17 protein-coding genes and 1 tRNA gene are annotated in these 17,781 nt (G+C 64.3%); 9 read left to right on the forward strand and 9 right to left on the reverse strand.

Translation table 11 applies throughout. From position 1 onward, the window contains the following. The first annotated feature begins 460 nt into the window (after window positions 1-460). On the forward strand, window positions 461-859 hold the full coding sequence (locus QEG70_RS05215) for a hypothetical protein (RefSeq protein WP_308719692.1): 399 nt from the start codon (window positions 461-463) through the stop codon (window positions 857-859). 51 nt (window positions 860-910) lie between these two features. Here QEG70_RS05215 and QEG70_RS05220 read toward each other — a convergent pair whose 3' ends face one another. The 3 genes from QEG70_RS05220 to QEG70_RS05230 all read right to left on the reverse strand — a co-directional run bounded on the left by QEG70_RS05220 (window position 911) and on the right by QEG70_RS05230 (window position 2,823). Further along, the gene (locus QEG70_RS05220) at window positions 911-1,537 is read right to left on the reverse strand and encodes a phosphoribosylanthranilate isomerase (RefSeq protein ID WP_308719693.1); all 627 of its coding nucleotides are present in this window, start codon (window positions 1,535-1,537) and stop codon (window positions 911-913) included. A 109-nt stretch (window positions 1,538-1,646) separates the two neighbouring features. Continuing rightward, window positions 1,647-2,366 carry an orotidine-5'-phosphate decarboxylase gene (pyrF, locus tag QEG70_RS05225; protein ID WP_308719694.1) on the reverse strand — a complete coding sequence of 240 codons (720 nt, stop codon included), beginning with the start codon at window positions 2,364-2,366 and terminating at the stop codon, window positions 1,647-1,649. Between the two features lie 40 nt (window positions 2,367-2,406). Then, entirely contained in the window at window positions 2,407-2,823 is a 417-nt protein-coding gene (locus QEG70_RS05230) for a LapA family protein (RefSeq protein ID WP_308719695.1), read from the reverse strand. A 121-nt stretch (window positions 2,824-2,944) separates the two neighbouring features. On the opposite strand from QEG70_RS05230, the gene QEG70_RS05235 reads away from it, so the two are divergent. The 4 genes from QEG70_RS05235 to QEG70_RS05250 all read left to right on the forward strand — a co-directional run bounded on the left by QEG70_RS05235 (window position 2,945) and on the right by QEG70_RS05250 (window position 6,573). Beyond that, on the forward strand, window positions 2,945-3,232 hold the full coding sequence (locus QEG70_RS05235; protein ID WP_308719862.1) for a hypothetical protein: 288 nt from the start codon (window positions 2,945-2,947) through the stop codon (window positions 3,230-3,232). A gap of 209 nt (window positions 3,233-3,441) precedes the next feature. Then, window positions 3,442-4,848, forward strand: a complete 1,407-nt coding sequence (locus tag QEG70_RS05240) for a dipeptidase (protein ID WP_308719696.1) — start codon at window positions 3,442-3,444, stop codon at window positions 4,846-4,848. Next, the gene (gene pdxA / locus QEG70_RS05245) at window positions 4,841-5,830 is read left to right on the forward strand and encodes a 4-hydroxythreonine-4-phosphate dehydrogenase PdxA (RefSeq protein ID WP_308719697.1); all 990 of its coding nucleotides are present in this window, start codon (window positions 4,841-4,843) and stop codon (window positions 5,828-5,830) included. Before QEG70_RS05240 ends, pdxA begins: the two co-directional genes overlap by 8 nt. Then, complete coding sequence (locus tag QEG70_RS05250) at window positions 5,827-6,573, forward strand: pyridoxine 5'-phosphate synthase (RefSeq protein ID WP_308719698.1); 747 nt, start codon at window positions 5,827-5,829, stop codon at window positions 6,571-6,573. The genes pdxA and QEG70_RS05250 overlap by 4 nt, the downstream gene beginning before the upstream one ends. 206 nt (window positions 6,574-6,779) lie before the next feature. Here QEG70_RS05250 and tldD read toward each other — a convergent pair whose 3' ends face one another. Then, a complete protein-coding gene (gene tldD / locus QEG70_RS05255; RefSeq protein WP_308719699.1) occupies window positions 6,780-8,240 on the reverse strand; it encodes a metalloprotease TldD in 1,461 nt (486 codons plus the stop codon). A gap of 785 nt (window positions 8,241-9,025) precedes the next feature. Between tldD and treF the strand changes: the two genes are divergently transcribed. Beyond that, complete coding sequence (treF, locus tag QEG70_RS05260; protein WP_308719863.1) at window positions 9,026-11,194, forward strand: alpha,alpha-trehalase TreF; 2,169 nt, start codon at window positions 9,026-9,028, stop codon at window positions 11,192-11,194. Between the two features lie 196 nt (window positions 11,195-11,390). On the opposite strand, the gene QEG70_RS05265 is transcribed toward treF, so the two are convergent. From QEG70_RS05265 to QEG70_RS05275, 3 genes are all read right to left on the reverse strand, one after another. Beyond that, window positions 11,391-11,467, reverse strand: a tRNA-Pro gene (locus tag QEG70_RS05265). 56 nt (window positions 11,468-11,523) lie between these two features. Beyond that, the gene (locus QEG70_RS05270) at window positions 11,524-12,108 is read right to left on the reverse strand and encodes an LOG family protein (RefSeq protein ID WP_308719700.1); all 585 of its coding nucleotides are present in this window, start codon (window positions 12,106-12,108) and stop codon (window positions 11,524-11,526) included. A gap of 46 nt (window positions 12,109-12,154) precedes the next feature. Continuing rightward, complete coding sequence (locus QEG70_RS05275) at window positions 12,155-13,348, reverse strand: MFS transporter (protein ID WP_308719701.1); 1,194 nt, start codon at window positions 13,346-13,348, stop codon at window positions 12,155-12,157. Window positions 13,349-13,396: 48 nt separating this feature from the next. Between QEG70_RS05275 and QEG70_RS05280 the strand changes: the two genes are divergently transcribed. Then, the gene (locus tag QEG70_RS05280) at window positions 13,397-13,564 is read left to right on the forward strand and encodes a hypothetical protein (RefSeq protein ID WP_308719702.1); all 168 of its coding nucleotides are present in this window, start codon (window positions 13,397-13,399) and stop codon (window positions 13,562-13,564) included. Next, window positions 13,561-14,136 (forward strand): NUDIX domain-containing protein, encoded by a 576-nt coding sequence (locus tag QEG70_RS05285; protein ID WP_308719703.1) that lies wholly within the window; start codon window positions 13,561-13,563, stop codon window positions 14,134-14,136. The genes QEG70_RS05280 and QEG70_RS05285 overlap by 4 nt, the downstream gene beginning before the upstream one ends. Window positions 14,137-14,255: 119 nt before the next feature. Here QEG70_RS05285 and QEG70_RS05290 read toward each other — a convergent pair whose 3' ends face one another. Further along, window positions 14,256-15,008, reverse strand: a complete 753-nt coding sequence (locus QEG70_RS05290; RefSeq protein ID WP_308719704.1) for a methylenetetrahydrofolate reductase — start codon at window positions 15,006-15,008, stop codon at window positions 14,256-14,258. Continuing rightward, the gene (folD, locus tag QEG70_RS05295; RefSeq protein ID WP_308719864.1) at window positions 15,005-15,922 is read right to left on the reverse strand and encodes a bifunctional methylenetetrahydrofolate dehydrogenase/methenyltetrahydrofolate cyclohydrolase FolD; all 918 of its coding nucleotides are present in this window, start codon (window positions 15,920-15,922) and stop codon (window positions 15,005-15,007) included. Before folD ends, QEG70_RS05290 begins: the two co-directional genes overlap by 4 nt. Before the next feature lie 228 nt (window positions 15,923-16,150). On the opposite strand from folD, the gene QEG70_RS05300 reads away from it, so the two are divergent. After that, the gene (locus tag QEG70_RS05300; protein ID WP_308719705.1) at window positions 16,151-17,650 is read left to right on the forward strand and encodes an FAD-dependent monooxygenase; all 1,500 of its coding nucleotides are present in this window, start codon (window positions 16,151-16,153) and stop codon (window positions 17,648-17,650) included. Window positions 17,651-17,781 lie beyond the last annotated feature (131 nt).

Raw genomic sequence — 17,781 nt, forward strand, 5'->3', positions numbered from 1 at the left:
GGCAGGCCCCAGATCACCTGCCAGGAATGGAACGGCGACCACGCATCCCCTAACGCACGGTGCTGCATGCGTGGCCGGCATGCTTTTGCCTATCCATGCCGTGCCACACGCTCAAGCGCCAGCCGCACCTGCATGCCACGCGATGCTGACGGGTCGAGGCAGGATTTTACCATCCCGGCATACACCAACCGACAGCAGCGACGGGTCTGTCACTCTGGCGACCTGGCAGGGCACCATCAGCCATGCCGGATCAAATGCCCCTGCATCACGGGCAACCCGCCGCGCCTGCAGGATGGCGTGCGTCAGGCCATGGGGCCGTGCAGCCTCGGAGGGCCAATCAGTCCATCCTGGTGCGGGTCTACATCATGGCTGGAATGGTGCCGGAAAGGTTGAAATCAGGGCGGCAGGACCGTATGGTCATGCCTCATGCCCCGACCGCGACAGGGCAGGAAAGGATCGCATGCACTCTCTCCTCCGCGCCGATACGCTTGATACGTGCGTCCTGACACGCAGCCAGTACAGCATCATCATGGACCTGAAGGAAATTGACGGCCTGCGCGGCATATGGGAGCGCATGGGCCGCGTACGCGCCAACCCCGCCGCGAACCTGCCCGATCTGTGGCTTGAAGTTGAAACCATGGAGTACATGGCCGAGGGCCTGCTGTTATACTGCCCCATGGCAACCGACCCGGACGGCACCACCACATTCGACCTTGATAACGTGCTGATGATCCTTGGGCGCTATGAGGATGTCACCACCATTCCCGGCTGGCTTGCGCCCGAACGCACGCTGTACCGCATTGACGCCAGCAGGTTGCTGCCAGATGAAGTCGAGCTTGACCCGGTTGAATACGACTGAATACTTCAGAACGGATCAAAGTTTCTGGTAAAGCCTTTTGCCCAAAAGCGTCTACAGGCTGCGGGCCGCCTGCACGAACGCTTCAATCAATGCAGGCGACTTGATGCCGGGGGCGGTTTCCACCCCGGATGAGACATCCACCGCCCGCGCCCCGCTGCGCATCACGGCCGCGCGCACGTTATCGGGCCGTAGGCCACCGGCCAGCATCCACGGCACCGGTGCCTGCCAGCCCTCGGTCAGGCTCCAGTCAAAGGCCTGTGCATTGCCGCCGGGGCGCTGTGCGCCTGCGGGCGGGCGGGATTCAATCACCAGCCCATCTACAGTACAGTTTTGCGGCAGGTCGGCGCGTGCGGCAATACCGGCGGCCAGCCACACCTTCACGCCAAAGCGCGCGCGGATGGCGGCGGCACGGGCGGGGGTGTCATAGATCTGCAACCCATCCAGCGTGACAGTGTCCAGCACGTGACGGATCTCGTCATCCGTCGGGCGGACGAACAGGCCGATGGCGCGCGGGCCATCAGGCGGCAGGTGGCGCACCAGCGGGGCGGCCTGCGCGGCCGTGACATGACGGGGCGAACGGCTGAAAAACACGAACCCCACCCAGTCGGCCCCGGCAGCACTGGTGGCCTCCAGCCCTGCCCCGTCACGGATGCCGCATATCTTGACCCTGACTGTCATGATGTTTCCGCCGCTACTTTAAGGTTCAAAAGTTTCTGGGTGCCGCCTTTTTTCAAAAAGGCGGCGTTCTTTCAAAGCTTTTTGAAAAAAGCTTCATCAAAAACCTTTTTCAGGAAAGCGCCGTTTTCAGTTCGGCAGCAATCGCAGCAGCCGCAGCGGCGGGGTCAGCAGCACGAGTAATGGGGCGGCCCACCACGATCCAGTCAGCCCCGGCAGCACTGGCCTGTGCGGGGGTCATGACCCGCTTCTGGTCACCCAAAGCGCTGCCTGCCGGGCGGATGCCAGGCACCACCAGCACCGGTTTATCACCAAGCGCTGCCCGCAGCGGCGCGATCTCGTGCGAGGAACAGACCAGCCCATCCGCCCCGGAGTCCATGGCCAGCGCGCCAAGGCGCAGCACCTGCGCCACCACGCTGCCTTCCACCCCGGTCTCGTGCAGGGCGGCTTCATCCATGCTGGTCAGCACGGTCACAGCCAGCAGCAGCGGGCGGGCATCTGCGGGAAAGGTCTCGTCAATCGCCTTGCGGGCGGCAGCAATCATGGCGCGGCCACCGCTGGCATGGATGGTCAGCATGGCAGGCCGGAGTGCAGCAAGGCTACCAATGGCCGAGGCCACGGTGTTGGGAATGTCGTGCAGTTTCAGGTCAAGAAAAAGCGGGCTGTCGCCTGCCGCCTCGCGCACCGCATCGAGCCCGCAGGCATAGGTGAACTCAAGCCCCAGCTTGACCATGCAGGCAGGCCCCGCCACCTGTTCGCGCCAGCTTACGGCCTGCGCGGTGTCCTTGGTGTCGAGGGCAACGATAAGGCGGGTGGACCGTCCATGGCTCATTGGCGGCGCTCCAGTGGCAGAAATGGCGGGTTGGTCAGGATCAGGAATGCTCGGGCGGCTTGGGCAGTTGCGGGGCCGCCTCAGCGGTTGGGGCCACCTCGGGCGCAGGCGGCGTCTCGACCGGCTGGGGCGCGGCATAGGCCTTGAGCATGGGGGAATTGGCCGGGGCCGATGTCAGGCCCGGCGGGCGGGTCGGCGCATCGGTATCAGGCAGGCTGGCGCGCAGGGTGCGCAGTTCCTGTTCGGCGCGGCGCGCGCGGCGGATCTGGCGCAGCACCACGATCCAGACACTGGCCGAGCCGGTGGCATAGAACAGGGCGGCCACCAGCAATGCCAGCACGCCGGGCGATGACGTCCATTTCCACTGCAGCCATGACAGTTCCACCGGCGCCTGGTTGCAGGCCGCGAAAATGATGAGTGCCACGGTCACGGGCAGGGTAATGAAAAGACGTATCATGATCATGTTTCCCTACCCCCAACAACCAGTGCCTGCAAGAAAATCAATTCATGCGGCGCTGCCTTGATCGGGCGGCACGGGCATGGTTGCCTGTAGCACACAGGGCGCAGGGAGCGAGGCAATGGGCAAGGTTGTCGTTTTTCGCAACGCGGCGCGGCGTGATGAATCCTGGGCGGTTGAAGCCCGCACCGGGCGCAAGACGTGCATCGCCAGCATCTATGCCACGCGCGCCGCGGCCGAGGCCGATTGCGCGTGGCGCAACAGCCAGGTTGCGGCCTATCGTACCTTCCTTGAGCGCAACGCGGTGGCGGTGCCGCAATACAGCATCCGCCCCTATCGCCGTGCCGACCTGCCGCGTGCGTGGCGGCCCCTGCCCGCGCTGGGCTTCCTGCATGGGCAATTCCACTAATTAATTGATTAAAAATAGTAAAAGTTTTTGGGTGTCCCCTTTTTTCAAGAAGGCGACGTTCTTTTGAAGCTTTTTGAAAAAAGCTTCACCAAAAACTTCTTCAGGTTTTTTCCCTGCCCCCGGCCTTCGCTCACCCACCGTGGGGTATGGTATAAAGCACGGTCAGGCCCAGACCCGGCCACAAGCCGATTGCAGCAAACGGAGATTTCATGACCGCGACCGCCTCCCCCCTTTCTCCCGTTCTGGAACAGGCGGACCGCACGCTCGATGCGGCCCTTGAGCGGCTTTTTGCCTTCCTGCGCATTCCCAGCATTTCCACCCAGCCCGAACATGCCGATGACTGCCGCCGTGCGGCGCAATGGCTGCGTGATGAACTCGATGGCCTCGGCTTTGACGTGACCCTGCACGAAACGCCCGGCCACCCCATCCTTGTCGCCCATGACCGCACGCCGCCCGCAGGCCCGCATGTGCTGTTCTATGGCCATTACGACGTGCAGCCCGTCGACCCGCTGGAACTGTGGGAAAGCGGACCGTTCGAACCCAAGCTGGTCACGGCGAAAGACGGCACGAAGCGCATCGTCGCCCGGGGGGCTTCGGATGACAAAGGCCAGGTCATGACCTTTATCGAGGCCATCCGCGCCATTCGCGCAACAGGCGGGCAGATGCCGGTGCGCATCTCGCTGCTGATCGAGGGCGAGGAAGAATGTGGCGGCCCCAGCCTGCTGCCCTTCATGGAAACGCACCGCGAGGAACTGCGCGCCGATATTGGCCTGATCTGCGATACCGCAATGCTGCCCGGCGTGCCCGCCATCACCACCACGCTGCGCGGCATGCTTGGCGAGGAGGTGCATCTGCGCTGCGCCTCGCGCGACCTGCATTCCGGCATTTACGGCAATGCCGCGCGCAACCCCGCCGAGGTACTGTGCCAGGTCCTGTCCTCCATCCGTGATGAGGCGACGGGCCGGGTCACGCTGCCCGGCTTTTATGCGGGCGTGCAGGACCCCACGCCCGAACTGCGCGCGCGCTGGCGCGAGATTGCGCCCGATGACGCAACCTTTCTGGGCGAGGTCGGGCTTTCATGCCCGGCGGGGGAAAAAGGCTACACCGCCATCGAGCAGACATGGTGCAGGCCGAGCTTCGAGATCAATGGCATTTCCAGCGGTTATGCTGGCGCAGGCTTCAAGACCGTGCTGCCCGGCGAGGCCGTGGCCAAGGTGTCGTTCCGGCTCGTCGCCGGGCAGGACCCGGTGCATATCCGCCAGGCTTTCTGCAGTCATGTGCGCAACATGGTGCCCGAGGACTGCACGGTCACGTTTACGCCCTGCGGGGGATCGGTAGCCAGCGCCCTGCCCGATGATGCCTTTGGCCTGCAACCCGCCCTCGACGCGCTGGGTGCTGAGTGGAACACCCCTGCGGTGACCATCGGCTGTGGCGGCTCGATCCCGGTGGCTGCTGACATGCAGCGCGTGCTGGGCATGCCCGCCCTGCTGGTGGGCTTTGCGCTTGATGATGACCGCGCCCATTCCCCCAACGAGAAATACGACCTGACCTCCTTCCACAAGGGCATGCGCTCATGGATCCGCATCCTGCACGCCATGCCCGCGACCGATGCCTGAGCCCATGCCCCCCCTTGCCCTGACCATGGGCGACCCCGCCGGGATCGGGCCGGAAATCACCGCAGGCGCCTGGCGGGCCATGCGGGCCGGCGCCACGACCTTTGCCGTGATTGGCGATGCGGCCCTGATCGCCCGCTCCGGTGTGACAGTGCGCGAGATTGGCAGCATTGGCGAGGCTGCGGGCGTGTTTGCCGATGCCGTGCCGGTGCTGCCGGTCACGCTGGCCGCCCCTGCCGTGGCGGGCCAGCCGGACAGCCGCAACGCTGATGCCATCACCACCTCCATCGCGCGCGCGGTGGAACTCGCCCGCCACGGGCACGCGGCGGGTGTGGTGACAAACCCCATCAGCAAGATCGTGCTGAAAAAGGCGGGGTTCGCCTATCCCGGCCATACCGAATACCTTGCCGCCCTGTGCAACGTGCCGGGGCGCGAGGTGATGATGCTCGCCTGCCCGGAACTGCGCGTGGTGCCCATTACCATCCATGTCAGCCTGCGCTGCGCGCTTGATGAACTCACCACCGAAGGCATCATCGCCGCCACCCGCACCACCCATGCGGCATTGATGCGTGATTTTGGCATTGCCCGCCCACGCATCGCCATGGCCGGGCTGAACCCGCATGCGGGCGAAGGCGGCACCATGGGCACGGAAGAACAGACCATCATCATCCCCGCCATGGAGGCGCTGCGCGCGCACGGCATGGATGTAAGCGGCCCGTGGCCACCGGATACGATGTTCACGCCCCCCGCCCGCGCGCGCTATGACGTGGCGATGTGCATGTATCACGATCAGGCGCTGATCCCGCTCAAGACCATCGACATGACGCAGGGGGTCAACACCACGCTGGGGCTGCCGATCATCCGCACATCGCCCGATCACGGCACCGCCTTCGATATTGCAGGCCAGGGCACGGCTGACCCCTCCAGCCTTGTCGCGGCATTGCGCATGGCCATGCAGATGGCTGAATACAGGAACAGGTCATGAGCGCATCTTCTCCCGCCGCCATCCGGCTGGGCGTGAACATCGATCACGTCGCCACCGTGCGCAACGCGCGCGGCGGCACGCATCCCGACCCGGTCAAGGCCGCCCTGCTGGCCCAGAAATCAGGCGCTGATGGCATTACCGCCCACCTGCGCGAGGACCGCCGCCACATCCGCGATGCCGACCTCGAGCGCCTGCGCGCGGAACTGGCCATTCCCCTGAACATGGAAATGGCCGCGACCGAAGAAATGACTGCCATCGCCACCCGCCTGCGCCCGCATGCCTGCTGCCTCGTGCCCGAGCGGCGGCAGGAAGTCACGACCGAGGGCGGGCTGGACGTAATGGGGCAGGCCGAGACGCTGGCCCCGCGCATTTCACGGCTCAATGACGCAGGCATCCGCGTCTCGCTGTTCATCGACCCTGATGCCGCGCAGATTGAAACCGCGGCAAAGCTGGGTGCTGCCGTGGTGGAACTGCATACCGGCGCCTATGCCGATGCGCCCGATACGGCTGCCCGCGCGGTGGAACTCGGCCGCCTGACCATAGGCGCCGCCCATGCCGCGCGTTGCGGGCTGGAAGTGCATGCGGGCCACGGTCTGACTTACGATAACGTGCCCCCCATCGCGGCCCTGCCGCAGGTGATGGAACTCAATATCGGGCATTTCCTGATCGGGCAGGCCATTTTTGACGGGCTGCCCGCGGTCATCGGGCACATGAAGGCCGTGATTGCTGCGGCGCGGGCGTGAGAAGCCACGGCAAGGCAGATAAAAGTTTTTGGGTGCTGCCTTTTTTCAAAAAGGCGGCGTTCTTCGAAGCTTTTTGCAAAAAGCTTCACCAAAAACTTTTATGATTCCAGTGTTTTATTGGGGCTGCCTTTTCAGGTAGTCTCCAAAGGCACGGCCACCGGACCGAAGGGACACGCCTGCCGCATGCCCCTCCGCCCGGTTCATCATCAGCCGCCCGTGCCACCCACGGTCAGGCCGGTCATTTTAAGGGTGGGCTGGCCCACGCCCACCGGCACGCCCTGACCTGCCTTGCCGCAGGTGCCGATGCCGGGGTCAAGGGCAGGTTCGCCGCCAATCATGGTCACCTTGGTCATGGCATCCGCGCCATTGCCAATCAGGGTGGCGCCACGCACGGGGGATGTGATTTTGCCATCCTCGATCATGTAGGCTTCCGATGCGGCAAACACGAATTTGCCCGAGGTGATATCCACCTGCCCGCCGCCAAAGTTGACGGCATACAGGCCGCGCTTCGTGCTGCGGATCATATCCTCGGTCGTGGCGTCGCCGCCGAGCATGATGGTGTTGGTCATGCGCGGCATAGGCGCATGGGCATAAGACTGGCGGCGGCCATTGCCGGTGGGGGCAACGCCCATCAGGCGGGCGTTGAGGCGGTCCTGCAGGTAGCCGGTCAGGATGCCATCCTCGATCATGACCGTGCGGCCCGTCGGCGTGCCTTCATCATCAATGGTCAGGCTGCCGCGCCGCTCGGGGAGCGTGCCATCATCGACCACGGTCACGCCGGGGGCGGCCACGCGCTGGCCCATCAGCCCGGCGAAGGCAGACGTGCCCTTGCGGTTGAAATCGCCCTCAAGCCCGTGGCCCACGGCCTCATGCAACAGGATGCCGGGCCAGCCCGCGCCAAGCACCACCTCCATCTCGCCCGCGGGTGCGGGGCGGGCATCAAGGTTGACCAGCGCCATGCGCAGGGCCTCGTCCACCGCGTTCTTCCACACTTCGGGGGCCAGCAGGCGGCTGTAGGCATAACGCCCGCCCAGCCCGTGGCCACCGCTCTCGCGCCGTCCGTCGTGCTCCACCACCACCGACACGTTGAGTCGCACCAGCGGGCGGATATCGGCCATACGCTGCCCGTCAGGCCGCAGGATCTGGATGGCCTGCCACTCCGCCGAGATCGACGCCATCACCTGCACCACGCGCGGATCACGCGCGCGGGCATAGGCATCAAGCTCCGACAGCATGGCTGCGCGCGACGCGAATTCACCCTCCGCCAGCGGGTTGATGTCGGGGTAGAGGCGGTGATTGGTTGAACGGGGGCCTGCGGCCAGCGTGCCCGACCGGCCCGCGCGCACCTGGCTTACGGTCTCGGCGGCGCGGCGGATCGCGCTTTCGCTGATTTCATCGGAGTGGGCGAAGCCGGTTTCCGTCTCCAGCACGGCACGCAGGCCGAAGCCTGATGACGTATCGAAAGTGGCGGAGCGGATGACGCCTTCATCGAGCGAAATACCTTCGCTTTCACGATATTCCAGGAAAAGCTCGCCATCATCCATCCCTTCAAGCGCCTGCTGCACGAGGCGCTCGGCATCGGGGCGGCCAAGGCGGGCACCGGCGCGTTCAAAGAACAGGGCATCAGTTGCGGCCAGCGGGGTAAGACCCTGAAGGGATGAGGGCATGAAAGGACAACTCCGGTTTGGCGGAACAGGAAAAACACGAACGCTCAGGCCGCGCAGGCCGGGAGGACAGATAGCATAGCCGGTTTCACACCCTATGGAAAAGCGGGGACATGTTCATGACAGCCACCATGCCTGAAAATGAACTTCCCTCCATCTGCATGGTTTCCCTTTGTGGTAGGCAGGCAAGGCAGGGCATGGTGCGGGGATCATATTTATCTTTTTATTATCTGGAGAATTGGCGTCTCGTGAAAGTTTTACTCCTGTGCGGTTCAAACCTGTCCCGGTCCGCGCCCCGTCAGGCCGGGCTCGTGCTGGCCAGCCTTCTTTACGCGGGTGCGCCCGCTTTGGCCCAGACAGCGCCTGAGTCCACGCAGGCCACGCCCGTTGCCCAGACGCCCGCTGCCCAGACGCCTCCAGTCCAGACTCCCGCTGCCATCCCGTCCGCGCCCACCGGCACGGAACGGACAGCAGCGGCACCGTCAGCCCCTGCTCCCGCCGCAAGCCCGGACACGGCGGGGGAGCAGCTCTATTCGGTGCCAACGCCCGAACCGCTTTCGGGGAGCGGAAGCATGCCACCTGCGCCTACCACCACGTCACCCGCAAGCCCCACGCCGCCGCAGGCCCCGCAGGGCATCGCAACACCCGCCATGCAAGCGGGTGGTAGCGCGCCCGTGGCACCGCAGGAAGGCAGCATCCCGGCCAGCCCGCCCGCGGCCACGCCAGGCGGCCCGGCCAGCGCCAGCCATGCCGATGCCACTCCGCCGGGCACCGAGCCTGCCCAGACCATGCACAAGGATGGCCCGGCATCGAGCGGCAGCAGCCCGGTCCCGCCAGCCGATGCCCTGCTGTCCGACGCGGCAGCGCCCGCGGCCCTGGCCCAGGACCTGCGCCCGCCCTCGATCGCACTCGACGGCCTGTTCCAGGCCATTGGCGAGGCGCATATCTATACGGATGCCAAGACCGCAGCCGACGCCATACCCGATGAAGCGCCCGCCGACCTGATGGCGCAGTACAACCTTGCCCGCCAGCGCCCCGATTTCTCGCTCAAGGATTTCGTGGCCCAGCACTTCACCCTGCCCGAACGCAAGACCGTCTCCTACCAGCGCACGCCCGATGAAAACGTGCGCGACTACATCGTGGGCATGTGGGAAGTGCTCAGCCGCCCGCCCGACACGCAGGTGGCCTATTCCTCGCAACTGCCGCTCCCCTTCACCTACGTGGTGCCCGGTGGCCGTTTCAGTGAGCTGTATTACTGGGACAGCTACTTCACCATGATCGGCCTGTACGAAAACCAGAAGATCGACCTCATGCGCGACATGGTGCGCGACATGGCCTCGATGATCGACCGGTACGGCCATATCCCCAACGGCAGCCGCACCTATTACCTCAGCCGCTCGCAGGCGCCGTTCTTCTCGCTGATGGTCGACCTGCTGGCCATGCATGACGGCCAGGTGGCCTACACCACCTTCCTGCCCGAACTGCAGGCGGAATACGACTACTGGATGGACGGGCAGGATTCGGTCGCCCCCGGTGGCGCCTACCGCCATGTGGTGCGCCTGCCCGATGGCACGATCATGAACCGCCACTGGGATGACCGCGACACCCCGCGTGATGAAAGCTACCCGCAGGACATCGCCACGGCCGCCGAATCCGGCCGCCCCAAGAACGAGGTGTACCGCGACCTGCGCGCAGGCTCCGAGACGGGGTGGGACTTCAGCTCGCGCTGGCTGGCGGACGGGCATACCCTCTCCACCATCCACACCACGGAACTGCTGACCGTGGAACTCAACTTCCTCATCCCGCACCTGCAGCAGACTTTGGCCCATGCCTATGACCTCAAGGGCAACAAGGAAGAGGCCGCCCGCTACGCGCACCTGGCCGAAGAGCGCATCAGCGCCGCACAGCGCATCCTGTGGGATGAGCGCCGCGCGGCCTATATCGATTATGACTGGAAAAAGGGCGAATCGACCTCCATCCTGTCAGGCGCAACCGTCGTGCCGCTGTTCCTGCAGATGGCAACGCCCGAGCAGGCCAAGGCCGTATCGGAAACCGTGCGCAAGAACCTGCTCAAGGTCGGCGGCCTGATCGCCACCGAGCGCACCAATAGCGGCCAGCAATGGGATTCACCCAATGGCTGGGCCCCGCTGCAGTGGATGGCGGTCAAGGGCTTCAACCAGTACGGCTATGACCAGCTTGCCAGCGACATCGCGGCGCGCTGGATGGGCCGCGTAATCGGCACCTACGAAAAATCGGGCGTGCTGCTGGAAAAATATGACGTGGTCAATCCCTATATCAGCCCCAAGGGCGGCAAGGGTGGCGGCGAATACCCGATGCAGATCGGCTTTGGCTGGACCAACGGCACGCTGCTTGGCCTGATGAACCGCTACCCGCAGAACACCCGCGTGGTGCTTGACCGCAACCCGGCAGCGGATCAGCCCTCGCCCCTGCCCCTGCCGCCCATGAACGCCTATGGCGTGCAGAGCGATGCCGATGCGCTGAACCGCTACACCCAGCCCACCGTGACCCTGACCCCGCGCCCGGTGGCGCCCACCCCCACGCTGCCGCAGGTTTCGAGCGTGGGCGCCAGCGCGCCGACCGCAACCACCGAAGTGCCGCCCGCCCCAGCGCCCGCGCAGGCGACGGCCCCAGCCACGCCGCCTACCGAAGCACCCGCGCCAAGCGCCACCCCGGCGGAAATCGCGACACCCACCGCTCCGGCTGCACAGCCTGCTGCAAACGCACCTTCCACGCCTGCGGCACAGGACGCGACCAGTGCTGCGCCCGCTTCCGCGCCTGCGGCCAGCCAGCCCGCGCCATCAACGGCGCCTGAAGCCGCCACGCCGCCCACGGCCCAACCGGCACCGGCCGCGCCATCCAGCGATGCGACAGCACCTGCCAACCAGCAGGCCGCCCCCGCAAGCCCGGCCACGCCGCCACAACCGGCCCAGCCGTAAAAAACACAGGGGGGAAGACCGGCAGGTCCTCCCCCCTTTTTTAAGGAAAGCCACAAAGACGTTTGTGGTGAAGCCTGTTTTCAAAAAGCGTCGAAGAGCGCCGCCTTCTTGAAAAAAGGCGGCACCCCCCAAATTTCTGTCATTCAGGCAAATACGAAAACAGGCCGACCACCCAAGGGCGATCGGCCTGCAAATCTGGTCGGAGTGAGAGGATTCGAACCTCCGGCCCCTGCGTCCCGAACACAGTGCTCTACCAGGCTGAGCTACACTCCGTTGCACGCGGCTATACTAGCCTGCTCCCTTTTGCGCAAGGGGATAGATGAAAAGTTTTACAGCGTCGTGACCGCGTCACGCACGCCTGATGGCGCGGGGAGTGCGGCAAGGGCGACCATGAGGGTTGCCACATCCGGCACCACCACAAACAGGTCGCGCGCGCTTGGTGAGGCAAACCCGTCCTCGATACAGGCATCGATCATGGCCAGCAGCGGGTCGGCCCAGCCTGCGATGTTGACGATATAGATCGGCTTGTCATGCTGGCGCAGTTGCCGCCATGTCATGATCTCGATCGTCTCGTCAAACGTGCCCAGGCCGCCGGGCATGACCACAAAGGCATCCGAGCACGCAAACATGCGCGCCTTGCGGTCATGCATGCTGTCGGTCACGGTCAGGTCGGTCACGCCTTCATGCATGATCTCGCGTGAATGCAGGAAGCGCGGGATCACACCCGTTACCTCGCCCCCTGCCGCCAGCGTGGCATCGGCCACCGTGCCCATGAGGCCGACATGTCCACCCCCATAGACCAGCCGCACCCCCGCCTGCCCCAGCGCCGTACCCAGCGCACGCGACTGGGCGGCATATTCCGGCCTTGAGCCGAAACGTGATCCACAAAAAACCGCTACAGATGAAATCTGCATCTATCCAGCTCAGCTCCCGCAAGGTTGGTCACGCGCCGCGCACCTTTCAGCGCGACAGGAATTTCAATGCCATGGTGACACCCACGCCCGCCAGCGTAAACAGCCCCGAGACCAGAAACAGCGCTCCGTAGCCCATTGTCTGGATCACCAGCCCCAGCAGCGGGCCGGACAGCCCCACGGCAATATCAAGAAACACGGAAAATGCCCCCAGCGCCGCGCCCCGGTTCTCCGCCCCCACGCGGCCCACGGCCAGCACCCCCATGGCCGGGAATACCAGCGAGAACCCCGCTCCGGTCAGCGCGGCCCCAAGGGCTGCGCCCTCCACGCTCGAGCACTGCCACAGCACGCCCAAGCCCAGCGTTTCCACCAGCAGGGAAATGAGGGTGACCTGCAATCCGCCCCGGCGGTCGATCTGGCGGGCGAACAAAAAGCGCATCATCACGAAGGTCAGGCCAAAACCGGCCAGCGCCACGGCGGCGCCATTCCAGTTGTTATGGGCATAGAACAGTGCAAGGCAGGCGGAAATGGTGCCAAACCCCACCGACCCGCAGGCCAGCACCACGCCATGGGGCAGCACGCGCATGAAGACCTGCCCGAATGGCATGGGCGGCGCCTTGGCAGGCACGGGCGGCACCGGCGCATACTGCCGTGCCAGCACGAAACCGAACAGTGCCAGCCCCGCCGAGAGCGCGCCCACCAGCGTCAGCCCGCCATAAGGCATGGGCAGGCCGGACAGGATCTGCCCGATTGGCGCGCCAAGGGCGATGCCACCATAGGAGGTCACGCCATTCCACGAGATGACCTGGGCAGTGCGCCCTGCCCCCACGCGGCCGATATTCCACATGATGGCGCCTGTCGCCGTCCAGCTTTCGCCTATGCCCAGCAGCACGCGGCTCAGGATCAGCAGCCCGACCGACAGCATGGCAAAATGCAGCAGCAGGCCCGAGGCCAGCAGCATCAGCCCCGAGAGCGTGCACATGGCCAGCCCCACGATGACCGTGGGCTTGGCACCGCGCCGGTCGGTCTGTCGCCCCGCGCCTGCGCGCGAGGCGAAGGTGGCAAGATACTGCACCGAGACCGCCATGCCCGCGAGCACGGTATTGTAGCCCAGCACCTGATGCACAAAAACCGGAATAACCGCCATTGGCAGGCCGATATCGATGTAACATAGCAGATTGAACAGCACGACGGGCAGTATCCGCCGTGTCGGTGACGCCGATGATGCCTGCGGCCCGGTCATGATATGCCTGCACTCCCCCTGAAAAACCAACGCACCGCACCGGCGCGCATGACAACCCTGATTTCCGGCACCACAAAAAGGCTTGGGCACAACGCCGGATACGGCTTATGGAAAAAACTGAAAAAACCAACCCGCAACCATTCGTTCCCGCACCACAGCCCCGTGCCGGATGCATGGACACGCATCAACCGGCCACGAAGGAGACAGGTTTCATGACGCAACGCCCCACCCCCGATGCAGGCGGCTACACCACGCTTTCAACCCGCACGGCCTATGAAAACCCCTGGACCCGCGTGCGCGAGGATATCATCCTGCGCCCCAATGGCCGCGAAGGGCTGTACGGCGTGGTGGAGCGCGGTGATTTTGTCGTGATCCTGCCCTTGTGGGAAAGCCCCGAAGGCCCCCGCGTCACCCTGATCCGCCAATACCGCTATCCCATACAAAAGCGGATGTGGGAACTGCCCATGGGCATGTGGGAAAACCGCCCCGATGCCACACCTGATGAAGTGGCACGGGGGGAACTGCGCGAGGAAACCGGCATCGTGGCCACCGAGATGCGCGATGCAGGGCTGATGTACCAGGGGTCCGGCTACACCACCCAGAAGGGCCGCGCCTTCCTGGCCACGGGGTTGACGCAGGGCAGCCACCAGCGCGAGGAGACGGAGGAGGACATTACCTGCCACACCGTAACCCTGGCCGAGATGGAGGCGATGATCCTGGACGGGCGGATCACCTGCATGGTCACGATCGCGGCATTTGGCCTGATCCGGGCGCGTGGCTGGATCTGAACACCTGGGTAGCGTGAACCCTGAAAAAGTTTTTGGGTGCCGCCTTTTTTAAAAAAGGCGGCATTCTTCGAAGCTTTTTGAAAAAAGCTTCACCAAAAACTTTTCCTTTTATCAATATTTCAGTTTGAAACGCCCTGATCACGCCGCAGTGGCGTCAGGTAACGCTCAAGGTTGACGCGCAGCGGCATGAGATAGGTATTGCCGCCCGCGCGGGCCACGACATCCATCATCCGCCGGGCGAAGGTGATGTTGGCCTCGAGCGTGGGCTCGAACCCGTGGGGGAAGATGACGTGGTTTGTTGTCTCCCAATACGAGCGCGACTTTGGCCCAACCACGGGCGAGATACCCCAAAACACGTTTTCCCCATCCAGCCAGTTCATGCACAGGTCGAGCATGGGCAGGTCGAATATGGGCTGGGTGAAGAAGCCGATGGCACCGGCTTCCTTCTTGCGCGCAATGGCTTCCATTTCCTGATACGGCGCGCGGCGATACGGATCGAACGCGGCATAGACATCAAGATGCGGCGCCTCGCGGCGATAACGCGCAATCACGCTCTCGCTGCTGTTGGGGTAGGTGCGGTGGCGCAGGTCCGATGGCGGGTCGCCCTTGACCACCAGCACTTCGCGCAGGTCAGGATCATCCACGCCCGGCAGGGGGGCGTCGGGCGCAATATCGATGGCGCGGATATGCGGCACCACGCGCGCAAAAACCGGGCGCACCAGACGCGCCGCCTCCCAACTGCGCAGCGGAAAGCGCAGCAGGTCGGGGATATTGATCATCCCGGCATCAGGGAACAGCCGGGCGACTTCATTGGCATCACGCAGCAGGGTTTCCGCATCCCGCGGGATCAGTTCAACGGAGGTCAGGGTCATGAACGTGCCTGCCCCGTTACGATCAGGCGGGCGGCATCAAGGGTGTTGCGCAGCAGGCAGGCAATGGTCATCGGCCCCACGCCACCGGGCACGGGCGTAATCAGGCCCGCGCGTTCAACAGCCTCGTCAAACTTTACATCGCCCACAAGCCGCGTCTTGCCCGAAGGCAGCGTGATGCGTGAAATGCCAACATCGATCACCGTAGCACCGGGCTTGATCCAGTCGCCGCGCACCAGTTCGCGCACGCCGGTCGCCACCACCACGATATCGGCCTGCCGGGCCAGGGCCGCCGTATCGCGCGTGTTGATATGCGCCACGGTAACGGTGCAGCCCTCCTGCAGCAGCAGTTCGGCCATGGGGCGGCCCACGAGGTTCGAGGCCCCGATCACCAGCGCGTCCTTGCCGCGCATGTCGCCCACGTAATGACGCAGCAGCAGCAGGCAGCCCAGCGGCGTGCACGGCACGATGCCCGGCAGCCCCAGCGCCAGCCGGCCCGCATTGACCACGCCCAGCCCGTCCACGTCCTTTTCAGGCGCAATGGCGTTGGTCACGGCCACGGGGTCAAGCCCCGCAGGCAGGGGCAACTGCACGAGGATGCCGTGGATCTCGGGATCGACATTGAGCCGCGCGATCAGGCTGAGCAGTTCCTCCTGCGCGGTGGTGGCGGGCAGCATGTGCATGAACGAGCGCATGCCCGCGCGATGGGTCTGGAGCGCCTTGTTGCGCACATAGACCTCGCTTGCGGGGTCATTGCCCACCAGCACCACGGCAAGGCCGGGGGTGACGTGATGCTTTTCATAAAAAGCGCTGACATCGGCCGCGATATCCTGTGTAAGGCGGGCGGCGAAACCCTTGCCATCAATCAGGCGCGCGCGAGACGACCCCTGGGCATCGGATAGTGCTGGACCGGTCATCATCCCCTCCGGAAACGAACATGTATGCGTGCAGATACGGCAAGAAGCCCTGCCACGACAATCAGGGTGAGCCGTTTTTTTAAGGAAACGGGGGGAAAGCCGCCCCTTTTCCGTGCCACAACCGCCTGCCTGCCCGGGAGCAGGCAGGCACACTCCGGCTGCGTCCGGCGTTAACGTGGTGGCATCCGTTCATTATGGCCTGACACGTCCTTTCCTTTGGATCAAACCATGTCGAAGCCCGTCCTTGTTAGCGGTGCGGGGCCTGTCGGCCTGATCATGGCCGCCGAACTGGCCCGCTACGGCACGCCTGTCAGGGTTATTGACAGGCTGTCGGCCCGCACCACCCAGTCCCGCGCCCTGGCCATCTGGCCCCGGACACTGGAACTGCTTGATGCAGCCGGCTGTGCCGATGCGTTTATGGCCACCGGGCTGCGTGCGGATGCCGTGAGCATTCATGCTGGCAACACGACATTGGCCCGGATTCCGTTCGGCACGATCGCATCTTCCTTCAATTACCTGCTGATGATTCCGCAATCGGAAACCGAGCGGCTGCTGGAAGACCATCTCGGGACTTTTGGCCATACTGTCGAACGCGGGACCGAACTGACCGACTTCGTTGAGAGGGATGACGGTGTGTCCTGCACGCTCAGGCATGCGGGCGGCAGGATCGAGACCGTGGAAGCAGCATGGCTCATCGGGTGCGATGGGGCGCATTCCCTTGTGCGCAGCAGGCTGGGTCTGGCATTTGCGGGGGACACGCTGCCCATGGGTTTTGTCATTGCTGACGTGCACGTGGCGGGCCTTGCGATCCCGCCTGACGAACCGGCAATTTTCTGGCACCCGGACGGCGCTGTCATGTTCTTTCCAATATCGCGGGGCCATTACCGTATCATCGCCGATCTGGGGCCGGTTGCATTGCATAGGCCTGACCTTGGGGAAATGCAGGCAATTGTTGACCGGCGGGGACCGGGTGGGGTCATCCTGTCCGATCCGGTGTGGCTGTCGGATTTCGGGGTTAATGAACGCAGGGTCAGGGATTACCGCAGGGGCCATGTGTTTCTGGCTGGTGATGCGGCCCATATCCATAGCCCTGCCGGTGGTCAGGGTATGAACATGGGCATGCAGGATGCCTTCAATCTTGCGTGGAAGCTGGCCCTTGTCGAGCGGCAGGACGCCAGCCCGCGCCTGCTGGACAGCTACAGTAGCGAACGCAGCGGCGTTGCGCGGCAGATCCTGTCGGATTCCAGCCGCATGACCAGAATTGTCCTGCTCAGAAGCCATCTGGCGCAGAGGGTGCGCAACTTCATTGTAAAGCAGGGCTTTCGCATTCCCGTGGTCCGCCGTGCCATTGCCAATCGGCTTTCCGGAATTCTGATCGGCTACCCGGACAGCCCCCTCAACATGGGTTCAGCCCGGGGGCTGCGTGGCCCCGGGCCGGGGCAGCGACTGGTTTCGCGATGCAGTTCCAAACAAGGCAATAGGCCGCCCCGCTTTGTGCTTGCGGCCAGGGACAGCGCCGAAGCGCGGGCCATGATCGCACGCCATCCAGCCCTGCTGATGCCCGAACCATGCCTGCCACCGAATGAAAACGGTATCTGGCTGATACGACCTGATGGCTATGTCGCTGCTGCTGCAAAATGTGGGAACTGGACGGTCATCGACATGGCCCTGAAGAATATGGCAGGCAGTCAAAACATCAGGACTTATGATGAGATTGAAAGACATTGATGGTGCCCGGTTATGAAACCGGACGGACGGTATTCGCCTCTTATTGGTCGTTTTCGTCATTCAATAAGCGTCTACGAAGCGGACATGACGAGGATTGGCCTCGCCCATGGTTGGTCGTAGTTGTCTATGCT

It is taken from the genome of Komagataeibacter xylinus (genome assembly GCF_031081985.1).
Taxonomy (GTDB): Bacteria; Pseudomonadota; Alphaproteobacteria; order Acetobacterales; family Acetobacteraceae; genus Komagataeibacter; species Komagataeibacter xylinus_E.